The sequence below is a fragment of the Lysinibacillus sp. A4 genome, from assembly GCF_024919535.1.
Lineage (GTDB): Bacteria > Bacillota > Bacilli > Bacillales_A > Planococcaceae > Lysinibacillus > Lysinibacillus capsici.
In genome coordinates, this window is record NZ_JANWTB010000007.1 from 124132 (window position 1) to 135937 (window position 11806).

Genomic DNA, 11806 nt, shown 5'->3' on the forward strand with positions numbered 1-11806 from the left:
AATGTAAAAATGCTATAATTATTATGAATTATAGAAAGTAGGGTGTTCGGATGCGCTTAACTTTATACACGGACTACTCTCTGCGCACGCTTATTTATTTAGGCGCAAAGGAAGATGGTCAATTATCAACTATTCAAGAGATCTCAGATGCTTATAATATATCGAAAAACCATTTAATGAAGGTGACACACCAGCTTGGATTATTAGGTTACATTGAAACAATTCGTGGACGCGGCGGTGGAATTCGCCTTGCTATCGATCCAAAAACCATTACCATCGGTGAAATTGTTCGTCATACAGAAGAGGATTTTCATCTTGTAGAATGTTTCGATAAAGAAAATAACCTATGTAAAATAGCTCCAGAATGTCAATTAAAGGGTGTACTGTATGAAGCTTTGCAAGCCTATTTGAAAGTATTAGATCAATACACCTTGGACGATTTCCTTCATTCTAAGGAAAAATTAATGGCTCTACTGCTCGGTAAATAAAAATACCCGCTCAACATTTGTTGAACGGGTATTTTTTTATGAAATTGCCTATAATTGCTTTGTAAAGAAAATCATATCCAATGCACGAATACCATTTTCATAAATTGGTTCTGGGTAATGACTAAAGAAATCCTTTTCAATAGCCTCCATGCGAAAGCCTGCTTTTTGATAAAAAGCAATATTATCAATACTTGAGTTCGCTGTTCCAACCAATACTACCTGATAGCCTTCCTTACGGCATTTTTCAGTAAGTTGTCGCAAAATCTCTTTGCCTATTCCCTTACCTTGATACTTGGCTTCAATAGCAATATTCTTCAATTCAATTGTAGTATCAGTTTGAGGAATGACTAATGCCACTCCCACCAGCAGTTCCCCACAATTAATTTTATATAATGTACCCTTATCTAAATATTTCCGAACCGCCACCTCACTCTCATCCGCTAATAAAAGCTGAGGTAAAAAGGCTTCTCGGTTTCCTTCTACCTTTTCTAGGGATGTTCGATAACGGACATAATCTTCTCGTTCAAAAACATTCAACACACATGGTTGCTTTTCCTTCACTTCTAACCACAAATGCTCCTCAGGATAATCTTGTTCCACCCCTACTCGAACAAAAGGGAGCTTTTCTTGGGCTTTTTGTGAACGGATATTAACCTTTCGGGCTCCTGCAAAAACACGTGATAATCCCAACTCAAAAAACGCAATATCTAAAATAGCCGTTTTTGCTTCAAGATTATAGCCCTTCCCCCAAAATTGATAGCCAAGCCAAGAGCCGATATGACAGCTCTTTTTATGATGGTCTATAAACATCAGAGATGTAACACCTATGACTTGCCCCTCCTCATTTAAAACCACACGAGGAACGGTTTTACCTTCTTCTTCATCTATACGTTCACGCTTAATAAAATGAATCGTGTCTTCTACCTTGCCGGCAGGTAAGCCAAGGGCATCACGAACCTGCGGCATAGAAGACAACGCATGCATAGCCTCGGCATATTTGATATCGTGTCTCACTAAAGTTACCGTCATCTTCTATTCTCCTTTATTTCTGTTAACAATACATTTTCTTTATTGTAAAGCTTACGAAAAACTTTTTCATCGATTGGAATATCCATAAGACGTAATAATCTTTGTAGCCTTACAAACTACTTTAAATAAAGGCAACAAAAACTACAACCAAACGAGTTATAAAAAAGTTTACTTTATTAATACTTTCATTATTCCTTTCTATAAAAGATCAACTGTATTTTATGCATTACTCACTTTGCAACATTTCATTATAAAACACCTATTGTAAAATATACGATATTTACCATTAAATTCATAACACGTTATTTTTATAACGTTATTATTTATTAGAATTTAATTCAAAATGTTGACTCTAGAATCGCATTGAATGGTCATCATTGGTCAATTGCGCAAGGAGAGAGAGTTGTCAATGTAGGGAACGCTGTAGTACAAGCACTACTTGTACTTATTATTTTTATATAAGAGGATAGTTTGAAGTACTAAAAAGTAAAGAAAGTGAGGCAAAGCTCACTTTCTTTACTTTTTTATTCTTTTGAGTTAATTGGTATTGTTATTTCTAGCTCTGGAATGTATTGAATCTTGGGGTCTCCGTTTTCATCCAGTTGGTATGATCCCTCATCGTCATAAAGATGAATATACGGTTTCATTGTAATAGCTTTCGGTACGGTTTCAAATGGATGTACCCGTAGATCCATGATGAAATCACTATTTCCTTTATTTGTCTCACGTCTACCATTGCCATGAATTAGTTTTAGTTCATGCCCTTGTTCATCATAAACTTCGATACTTATTCCTTCCCGGAAATCGACAGAAGTTGTTTTATCAAGCAAGGCTATTCTTGTTGTAATACTAGTTGTTATGGGAGTTAGCACAATTTGTTCAATAGTAAACTGATTATTTTTGTATTTTCTACTTATATTAGGTTGTAGGTTTACATAGTTTCCAATATCACTCACTGGAATATCCATTTTAAAAGGTTTAGAAACCCCATTTATTGTAGCAGAAAATGTCAAATTAAATTGCTTTGGAAAAGGACTTCCTCCTTGGTTTTTCAAATCTGCAAATTCAAGAATGGCGGAATTCTTATCCTTACTTGGTTGTCCAAAAACACTACTAAAATTGGTGTGATTCAATGGTTCACCATTTAGTAAAAATTCAATATTACTGATTTGCTCTGATAAACTTTCTTTGGCATTTTCATCTTCCTTATGATGGCGTTCGATCCCAATTGCAACACGTGTACCGTCATACACTACTTCTGTTACATTTAATGTAAAGCCTTCATGCGTAACGCTTATATTCAATTTTGTTGAGAGTCCCTTTTCATCTGCGGCGTGTAGACCAAGATCCCTTGTAAATTTAAAAACAGATGATAATAAAGGCACTTCTTTCATCGCCGCAGCCATCGTTGGTGAAATTAAACCTGTAATAATAATCAAACTAACAATCATTGCTGCGGAGACTGTAATCATCATGATTCTTTGACGTAAGTTCTTACGAGCTTTAAATTTTTCAGACTGCTTTGTATCACGGCTGCTTTCATATTTGTCCATTGTCCGATTTACTATATCTACTTCAACAGGTGTTTCCCGAATAAATCTTTCTATCTGAGTTAACTCCTTATCCTCCAATTTTGAACGAGTGTCCATAAATATCCCCTCCTAACATATTTTCCTTCATCAATTTTTTCCGTAATCGTTCATACTTTTTTCTTACTGTAGCTGCTTTCAAATCCATAATGGCAGCAATTTCTTCAAAGCTATACTCTTCAATAGAACGAAGCAGTAAAATTCTTTTTTCATCTACATGTAAGTTTTCCAGTAGCCTATGTACCATTTCATCATATTCAGGCATTGGTGTCTGTGTCTGCTTCACCTGTTCCTGCTTCAGATTTAGCCAAAATTTATAGCCCCTATTTTTTGCTTTTATGACATCAATACAATGGTGGTGAGCGATTTTATAAAGCCACGCCGATAAGGAAACCGTATAAGAAAATTTATGAATATTCTCTAGTCCTTTAATAAAAATATCTTGCGAAGCATCCTCCGCCTCCTCTTTGGTTCCTAGCATATAGTAACAATAAATATAAATTTGCTTTTGAAAACAACGAATGATTTCTGCATAGTCATGCGTGTCCCCTGATTGAACTTGCTCCACGATTGATTGAATATCTATATCAGCTCGCTCTTTTGATGGTTCTCGTGTAGTCAATGTTGTCCCCCCTCTCCAATCTATATAACTGAAATTATTAGAAGTTTGTGACACTAGATAAAAAATCTTAAAAATATTATTGAATGTCATCGAGTTACTTGGAGAAATCTTTTATATCTTCCCTTCTTCGCCTATATAACTGAAATCAACAGCCATTTGTGACACACTATAAAAATTTTTCACAAAAATAAAACGCTTAAGGGTAACCTAAGCGTTTGAGTCTCACTATTTTATTTTGGAGCTTGTTATAAACCCTTTAATAATTGGGATAAATACTCCTATCAATACAATGGGTAGGAACCACCATCCTAATGAATTTACCTCACCAAGACCAATACGAACCATCTGAATCGATATAAAAGCAAATAAAATGAGACAGATATTTTTTACTTGATTTAGTATTTTTCTGCTATTCAAATAAAATGCTTTTACATTACTTTCATCCAAACGTGACGGATAATTATGCATATGAGGTGCTTTTTCTAGCAGCCACATAACAATCCATAAAAATAAACCGATGAACGGAAGAATGAATAATTCTATTTTTGATCCCCATCGATCCACCTCACCTAATCCATTAAAATGACCAGGTATTTCATCAGGCAACTTGCCCCATGCCAATATAATATAAAAGATGGATAAAATAAATATACTACCACCAATATAGTCCCATATCTTTTCTGATCTTGTTTTAGGTAACTTTAAAATTGGCCTATACATTTTCTCCACCCCTGTTCTTTTCCTTTACTACATCTACGTTATGACTACTATTAAAGTTTCAAAATTTATGAAAATTGACTTAATATTCAACATGCACCATTAATTATCCCTATTATTAGTAGCATTATAGCGATAAAATCTACTTTTTTTATTACTTCATATATAATTTATACCCATTTTCAAACTACTAATTACTGTAGAAATACTCATAATACTTTGTAAAATTCATATAATCTGATATAAATGATATATATACATATTTCATTATTTTGTAACATTTCTACTAATTACTGAGAAAGGATATTTCAACTATGCGATTTACTATCTACAAGAAATTATTACTCGGTTTTTTTATAGTTATTTTGGTACTCGTTACAACAATCGGCTTAAATATAAAACAGCTTGATTCTGTAAATAAGACCTATCGTACATTATTGGAGGAACAAACTACTAAATCTATAAGTATTCAGGAATTACGGGTGATTGCAAAACAGGAAATTGTCAGCATGCGAGGCTACTTACTACTTGGAGACAAACAAAACTTTCAAAGTAATCAAGCCTCACGCGAGGAATTCAAACAAAAATCTGAAGAATTAATGGCTACTTTAGATTCAGAAAAATCAATTAAGATGCTTGAAGCTATTAATAAAAGTGAGCAAAATGTGCAAGAATTTGCAGATCGTATGTTTGAGTTAAAAGCTGCTGGAGAAACAGAGAAGTACGAAAAATTGGATAGTACTCAAGGACGCTTAATTATTAAACAATTCGATGAACGTGTTGAAAACCTTTCTAATTATCAAAATGAATATGTAGAAGGTAAAATGGCTGCTACATCCAATCAAATTCAAGACATCAAGCTCCAAATGATGCTTCTTGGAGTCTTTGCTGTTGTCATAAGTCTGATAATTGCTATGGTTGTTGGTAGTCTAATGTCTCGTCCAATTAACGGTATGGCTAAAGCTGCGAAAAAAATAGCTGAGGGTGACTTAACAGCTGAACAAATTCGTATAAAGAATCGTGATGAAGTAGGTGATCTAGCGCTTGCGTTTAATCAAATGGCTACAAATTTAAAGGATTTAATTACGAATGTGCGCCAAAACACTGTACAAGTAAGTGGCTCTGCTGCTGAGTTAACAGCTAGTGCAGAGCAAACTATACAGGCTACAGAACAAATCACTTCTTCTATTCAAGAGGTTGCTAGTGGCTCAGAGGCTCAAGGGAAAAACGCAACTGAAAGCTCAGAAGCAATGAAAAACATGACAAATGGTATACAACAATTAGCTTCTACTACTGCGGCTGTTTCTGAACTGGCAATCGAAACAAATTCAGAGGCTAAGAAAGGGAATGATTCTTTACATCGTGTTATCTCTCAGATGACAACAATCAACACGGCTGTTTTAGAGTCAGCAAGTGTTGTTAAAAATCTAGACGGGCATTCCATTGAAATTGGTAATATCATTGGCATTATTACTGATATTGCAGAACAAACAAACTTATTAGCACTTAATGCTGCCATTGAAGCGGCTCGTGCAGGCGATCATGGACGCGGATTTGCAGTCGTAGCAGATGAAGTGAAAAAGCTAGCAGAGCAATCAAAAAAATCCGCTGAGCAAATCGCTACCTTGATTTCTGAAATACAGCAGGATACAAACCGTGCTGTAACGGTGATGGATACTGGAACTCAAGAGGTTCAAATTGGTATGCAAGTAGTGAAGGTAGCAGAAGAAGGTTTCTCTAAGATTGTTGAGCTGATTGAGCAAGTATCCATGCAAATCCAAGAAGCAACGACAGTGTCAGAGGAGATGTCCTCTAGTGCAGAGCAAATCTATGCTTCCTTTGATGAAATTGCAACTATTGCACAGATGTCCTCATCTAATTTACAAAATGTTGCTTCTGCTTCCGAGGAACAATTAGCTACTATCGAAGAAGTAGCTGCTTCAGCAGCAACACTTTCAAATATGGCAGAAGAACTTCACACGCAAGTCTCTCGTTTTAAGGTAGAATAAAAAACTGCTCGTTTTCTTTAGGTTTATAGAAAACGAGCAGTTTCTTCATACAAAGAAAAATAGCATGATTTTTCTACCTATCGTATGCTAACCCTACTCACCATTTTCTCCTAGTAAATACATTCTTCACTACTTTATTTTACACTTCACCAAATATCAAATTTTTAATAAAATAGACATTACTTAAGACAGAATTAAATAAATTTTTAGAATATTATTGACAGGCAGTTAATATCCAAGTAATATTGCTTTCAACAACACATTGCAGGCCAAGATTGGAAATAGTAAAAGTGTTTGTGTACTTGTAGAGAGCCGATGGTTGGTGTAAATCGGTAGGCACACATTTTGAACTCGTCCATGAGCTACTCCCTGAACTTTTTAGTAAGGGATGTCGGTTTCCCCCGTTAACAGGATAGACAGTGATAGCTGTCGATAAGGGGACTTTTTCTATAAAGAGAAGGTCAATTAGAGTGGTACCGCGAGCATAAACTCGTCTCTATTTTTAAATAGAGACGGGTTTTTTTATTTTTTAATGACTTATTGGCCTAAGTGTAGATTTTAGATACTAATCACTAAAAAGGAGTGTTTGAAAATGGGAAGAAAAATTTGGGTGTTTGATACAACTTTACGTGATGGCGAACAGGTGCCTGGAGCAAAGCTAAATCTTTATGAAAAAGTAGAGATCGCACAGCAGCTGAAAAAATTAGGTGTCGATATTATTGAGGCTGGATTCCCCGCTTCCTCTCAAGGTGATTTTGATGCCGTCAAAGCTGTAGCTGAAAAGGTTGGCAATACAAACGACATTATGATTACAGCATTAGCACGTGCAGTAAAGGCTGACATCGATGCTGTCTATAACGCTGTGAAATATGCTCAAAACCCAATGATTCACATGGTACTTGGCACATCTGATATTCATGTGGAGAAAAAATTCAGCAAGTCAAAAGATCAAATTTTACAAATTGGCGTGGATGCTGTGAAATACGCTAAAACATTATTGCCGCAAGTTCAATATTCCACAGAGGATGCCTCTCGTTCTGACTTTGAATATCTTTGGAAAACAATTGAAGCTGTTATGAGAGCTGGCGCAACGATGATTAACGTTCCTGATACGGTTGGCTTTGCAGAGCCAGAGGAATTTGGCGAAATGATTTTTAAATTAAATGACCGTATGAAAAACTTAGATGATAGCGTTCTTTTAAGCGTTCATTGTCACAATGATCTTGGCATGGCAACGGCTAATACGCTAGCTGCAATTAAAAATGGTGCAGATAAGGTAGAGTGTACAATCAATGGTATCGGTGAACGCGCAGGTAATGCTGCATTAGAAGAAGTTGTCATGGCACTTAAAACTCGTAGCTCCGTCTACAATGCAGAAACACGTATTAATACAAAAGAAATTATGAATACTTCACGTCTTGTTTCTAGCTTTATGGGCTTAGATGTACAGGTCAATAAAGCCATTACAGGAGATAATGCATTTGCCCATTCTTCTGGTATTCACCAGGATGGTTTGTTAAAATCTCGCGATGCTTATGAAATCGTCCATCCTGAGGATGTAGGTCTTGATGATATGGAGCTAGTACTAACAGCTCGATCTGGCCGCCATGCAGTGAAAAATGCACTTGAAAAATTAGGTTTTACTAATCTTTCAACAGAGGAATTTGAAGGTATTTTCGAAGGATTCTTAAAGCTAGCCGATGCGAAGAAAGAAGTATATGATCACGATTTATATGTTATTGTTGAAAGCTATTATGAAAAACATGATGCCAATAATAAAAATGCTACACATTATAGTGAGCAATTCTTTGATTTTGATGATCTACAAGTCGTCAGCAATACAAGCTTCCCTTCAGCAAGTGTTAAGGTTCGAAAAGGCGGCGAAGTATTTAAAGCTAGTGCAGTAGGCTCTGGTCCAATTGATGCCCTCTATTCAGCCATTGCAGAAATTACAAATATGGATGTAAAACTAGTGGAATATAATATCAATAGTGTTTCACGAGGCAAAGAGGCTTTAGGTAAAGTAAAAATTACGATTGAGCATGAAGGTGAAAAGTATATTGCAAAAGCAGCAGATACAGATATTCTTAAGGCAAGTGCATTAGCCTATATTAATGCGATTAATAGCATTGTAGTGACAAAATTAACACCTGTTATGAATTAAATGAAAATAGCAAAGCAGTATGGCTCTTGCGCCATACTGCTTTTTCAATCCTAGTGACTATCCCTAACTAGTTTTTGATATTCCTCATCGATTCGTTCGATATCAAGACGTTCAAATAATGGTGTCACCTCTCGAATGACTTTAGGGAGATCTACCTGCTCATGCCACATCATTTCATTTATACCTAACATATTTCTTACTTTCTTTGCTGAAAACGGTAAGAAAGGATGCAGCAGCTGTCCTAAATTCGCAATGATATAGACGCAAGTTGCTAATGTACGATTACCTGCCTCTACGTTTTCTTTTACCTGTAGCCATGGCTGTTGTTCATCAAAATAACGATTAGCACCGCGAATATACTCAAAAATGGATTCTAACGCCTGCTTGAAATGACCACCTTCGATAAGAACACCCGCTTCATTAAACAATTGTACGGTTTGTTTTCGAATGTCACTATCCACCTCCGCTTGTGGCACCTGACAAGCAAATGATTTCTCAATAAACTTCAATGTACGGTTTACAAAATTGCCATAGGCTCCGAGTAGTTCGCCATTATGGCTATAAATAAATTCCCGCCATGAAAAATCAGTATCACGATTTTCTGGCGCATTCATCGTTAAGAAGTAACGAATAGAGTCCGCATCATAACGGCTTAAAATATAAGGAACCCATACAGCCCAATTCTGACTAGTAGATAATTTGCGTTTTTCTAATGTTAAATACTCATTAGATACGATATGGGTAGGCAATGCCTTGGATCCAATTCCCATTAAAATGGCTGGCCAAATAACTGTATGGAATGGAATATTATCCTTCCCATGTACATAGTATGAAATGGTCTCTTCATTCCATAAATCTTCAATAGCTATTTGATGCTCTTTTGCCCATTCTAAGCTTGCTGTTAAGTACCCTGCTACAGCTTCAATCCATACATATATTTTTTTCCCTTCAAAACCTGGCACTGGAACATCTATGCCATTCGGTAAATCTCTTGTTACTGCTCGGTCGGGAACTCCCTCTGCCAAGTATCGCTCCGTTAACCCTAAAGCATTGTCACGCCAACGTTTCTCGGCTTTCGCTTGTGCTAAATAAGACTCCAACCTTCCTTGAAATTGACTAAAGGTAAAATAAAAGTGCTCAGTTTCCCGAATAACAGGTTCGTTCCCACATATTTTGCAGCGCTTATCAATTAAATCCAATGGGTCTAAAATTTCTGAGCAGTTATCACATTGATCTCCCCTTGCTTTCGCTCCACAATTTGGACAGAGCCCCTCGACAAATCGATCTGGTAGAAATTGTTTATCCGTCTCACAGTAAGCCTGTTCAATTTTCTTCTTGTATAAGAAATTATTAGCCAGTAGCTGTAAGAAAAGGGCCTTAACGGATTCATGGTGGTGCTCCGCATCCGTTCTTGTGTACAAATCATAGGTAAATCCTAAATCATGAAAGCATCTTGTAAACTCCTCATGATAGTGATTAGCTATAGCTTCTGTCGTTGTATTTTCTTGGGCGGCACGAATAGAAATGGGTGTACCATTACAATCACTGCCCGATACATATAAAACCTGCTCACCTTTTTGTCGGTAATATCTAGCCAAAATATCACCTGGTAATAATGCGGCAACATGCCCTAAATGCAAAGAGCCATTTGCATACGGCCAAGCGCCTCCAATAACAATCGTCATTCTAAATTGCTCCCCTCACAGAAAAAATGATAAAAAAAATCGCCCTAATCAAATCTGATTAGGACGAGTATACCCGTGTTACCACCTATATTTACAAATAGCTCACACTATTTGCCTCTATCAGTACGTCTTCACTCAAAAAAGAGATACTGCTGCTGTTGTAACGAGTGCCCATCTCGTCGTAATCTACTGGCTAAAAAGCTTTCGGTACGAAGCTCAAAGGTCATTTTCAAAAGGGTTCACTTACCTCATTTCCACCAACAGAGGCTCTCTACAAAATGCTAATCCAATTTACTTTTCCTTCTCAATGCTTTTTCTATAGGATTGGCATTATTTTACGCCTTCTTGTGAGGAAATGCAATGTTTGTCTCTAAATCATCCCTTATTTTGATACACTTTCTTAAGTTAATCTAATGTAACCTTTACCAATGCAGTTAAATCATCAATTACTATATCTGCTTTTTCTAACTCCTTGTCTTGTGCAAAGTCAAAGCGAACACCTATTGATAGTAATTGATTGTCCTGTGCAGCTTGGATATCCGAAGAACGATCTCCTACCACTGCTCCATAATCAATTTTATTTTCATCTACAACTCTTTTGACCAGATCCGATTTATGCCCACTTGCAATTGCTTGAATGCTATAGATTCCCTTTATAAAACGCTCCAACTGATAGGTTTCGACGATTGCTTGTAAATAGTCAACCTGTCCATTACTCGCTATGTATAACGGATAATTCTCTGACAATGTTGCAAGGGTTTGTTCAGCGTTTGGATACAAAGCACCTTTATGTCCACGTATTTGCTCAATCAGCTTTACATGGAATAATACATTGCTCTCTTCTCGTATCTCTAAAGCATGCATAGGACATAATGTTTCCCACACAACAGGTAAAGGAACCCCCATTATTTCTCTATATTTTTCTATAGGTGTTTCCCCCTGCCACAAGCCGTTTGTCCGCAGCACATCAAATGTTGCATCGAGAGCAGGCTCTAAAATAAGATTGGTTTGAAATAATGTTCCATCCATATCAAAAATAAACGCTTTATTCATAAAATCTCTCCTTAATTAGTTATCAAAAAACGCCATATGCTGCTTTTCTTGCTTATAATAATCCAAACGATCCTGCAAAGTTCCTGTATGAAATTCAAATTTATGACCATCAGGATCTGTAAAGTAAATTGATTTTTTATCCTTTTCATCTCTTTGCCGACCTGCTAAAATATTGACCTTTAGCTGCACCAATCTGTCATACACCTTATCAAAGTCATCCTCAGCGATTGTGAAGGCAATGTGTGTATAGGAATGATGGATGTCATTACGGGGTATATCCTTTTCTACATTCAGAGCTAGCCACAGTCCATTTACATCAAAATAGGCTGTGCTGTTCCCCTTTACTAGCAACTTGGCATCAAATACTCTTTCATAAAAAGTGATGGATTCCTCTAAATTAGAAACTGAAAACAATAAATGATTGATGTTTTGAATTGTCATGGTTGTGCT

The 11806-nt window shown here is 36.4% G+C and carries 10 protein-coding genes and 2 other annotated features; of the genes, 3 read left to right on the plus strand and 7 right to left on the minus strand.

Annotated features, from left to right (window positions below; genetic code table 11):
* The first annotated feature begins 50 nt into the window (after nt 1-50).
* Nucleotides 51-488 carry an Rrf2 family transcriptional regulator gene (locus NY607_RS15580; RefSeq protein WP_048394127.1) on the plus strand — a complete coding sequence of 146 codons (438 nt, stop codon included), beginning with the start codon at nt 51-53 and terminating at the stop codon, nt 486-488.
* 48 nt (nt 489-536) lie between these two features.
* Here NY607_RS15580 and NY607_RS15585 read toward each other — a convergent pair whose 3' ends face one another.
* The 4 genes from NY607_RS15585 to NY607_RS15600 all read right to left on the minus strand — a co-directional run bounded on the left by NY607_RS15585 (nt 537) and on the right by NY607_RS15600 (nt 4448).
* Nucleotides 537-1517 (minus strand): GNAT family N-acetyltransferase, encoded by a 981-nt coding sequence (locus NY607_RS15585; RefSeq protein WP_237898819.1) that lies wholly within the window; start codon nt 1515-1517, stop codon nt 537-539.
* Nucleotides 1518-2041: 524 nt separating this feature from the next.
* The gene (locus NY607_RS15590; protein ID WP_131520924.1) at nt 2042-3166 is read right to left on the minus strand and encodes a DUF4179 domain-containing protein; all 1125 of its coding nucleotides are present in this window, start codon (nt 3164-3166) and stop codon (nt 2042-2044) included.
* A complete protein-coding gene (locus NY607_RS15595) occupies nt 3138-3728 on the minus strand; it encodes an RNA polymerase sigma factor (RefSeq protein ID WP_259419936.1) in 591 nt (196 codons plus the stop codon). The genes NY607_RS15590 and NY607_RS15595 overlap by 29 nt, the downstream gene beginning before the upstream one ends.
* Nucleotides 3729-3953: 225 nt before the next feature.
* Nucleotides 3954-4448: a DUF1648 domain-containing protein gene (locus NY607_RS15600; protein ID WP_259419937.1), complete on the minus strand. Its 495-nt coding sequence runs from the start codon at nt 4446-4448 to the stop codon at nt 3954-3956.
* Nucleotides 4449-4759: 311 nt separating this feature from the next.
* Here NY607_RS15600 and NY607_RS15605 point away from each other — a divergent pair, with 311 nt between their 5' ends.
* Together NY607_RS15605 and NY607_RS15610 are read left to right on the plus strand one after the other, a co-directional pair.
* Nucleotides 4760-6454: a methyl-accepting chemotaxis protein gene (locus tag NY607_RS15605; protein WP_259419938.1), complete on the plus strand. Its 1695-nt coding sequence runs from the start codon at nt 4760-4762 to the stop codon at nt 6452-6454.
* Between the two features lie 262 nt (nt 6455-6716).
* Nucleotides 6717-6955 (plus strand) — a binding site (T-box leader).
* 91 nt (nt 6956-7046) lie between these two features.
* Nucleotides 7047-8618 (plus strand): 2-isopropylmalate synthase, encoded by a 1572-nt coding sequence (locus NY607_RS15610; protein WP_036079516.1) that lies wholly within the window; start codon nt 7047-7049, stop codon nt 8616-8618.
* A gap of 50 nt (nt 8619-8668) precedes the next feature.
* On the opposite strand, the gene metG is transcribed toward NY607_RS15610, so the two are convergent.
* The 3 genes from metG to fosM all read right to left on the minus strand — a co-directional run bounded on the left by metG (nt 8669) and on the right by fosM (nt 11797).
* Nucleotides 8669-10303, minus strand: a complete 1635-nt coding sequence (metG, locus tag NY607_RS15615) for a methionine--tRNA ligase (protein WP_237898823.1) — start codon at nt 10301-10303, stop codon at nt 8669-8671.
* Between the two features lie 56 nt (nt 10304-10359).
* Nucleotides 10360-10620, minus strand: a binding site (T-box leader).
* 88 nt (nt 10621-10708) lie between these two features.
* Entirely contained in the window at nt 10709-11356 is a 648-nt protein-coding gene (locus tag NY607_RS15620) for an HAD hydrolase-like protein (protein WP_054549646.1), read from the minus strand.
* A gap of 15 nt (nt 11357-11371) precedes the next feature.
* Nucleotides 11372-11797, minus strand: coding sequence for a FosM family fosfomycin resistance protein (gene fosM / locus NY607_RS15625; RefSeq protein WP_259419939.1), 426 nt, complete (start codon nt 11795-11797; stop codon nt 11372-11374).
* Between the last annotated feature and the right edge of the window lie 9 nt (nt 11798-11806).

What these genes read in the sequence shown, in the direction of transcription:
- NY607_RS15600 (WP_259419937.1), bottom strand. Translation starts at nt 4,448, where the DNA reads ATGTATAGGCCAATTTTAAAGTTACCTAAAACAAGATCAGAAAAGATA.
- NY607_RS15585 (WP_237898819.1), bottom strand. Translation starts at nt 1,517, where the DNA reads ATGACGGTAACTTTAGTGAGACACGATATCAAATATGCCGAGGCTATG.
- NY607_RS15610 (WP_036079516.1), top strand. Translation starts at nt 7,047, where the DNA reads ATGGGAAGAAAAATTTGGGTGTTTGATACAACTTTACGTGATGGCGAA.
- NY607_RS15580 (WP_048394127.1), top strand. Translation starts at nt 51, where the DNA reads ATGCGCTTAACTTTATACACGGACTACTCTCTGCGCACGCTTATTTAT.
- NY607_RS15620 (WP_054549646.1), bottom strand. Translation starts at nt 11,356, where the DNA reads ATGAATAAAGCGTTTATTTTTGATATGGATGGAACATTATTTCAAACC.
- metG (WP_237898823.1), bottom strand. Translation starts at nt 10,303, where the DNA reads ATGACGATTGTTATTGGAGGCGCTTGGCCGTATGCAAATGGCTCTTTG.
- NY607_RS15605 (WP_259419938.1), top strand. Translation starts at nt 4,760, where the DNA reads ATGCGATTTACTATCTACAAGAAATTATTACTCGGTTTTTTTATAGTT.
- fosM (WP_259419939.1), bottom strand. Translation starts at nt 11,797, where the DNA reads ATGACAATTCAAAACATCAATCATTTATTGTTTTCAGTTTCTAATTTA.
- NY607_RS15590 (WP_131520924.1), bottom strand. Translation starts at nt 3,166, where the DNA reads ATGGACACTCGTTCAAAATTGGAGGATAAGGAGTTAACTCAGATAGAA.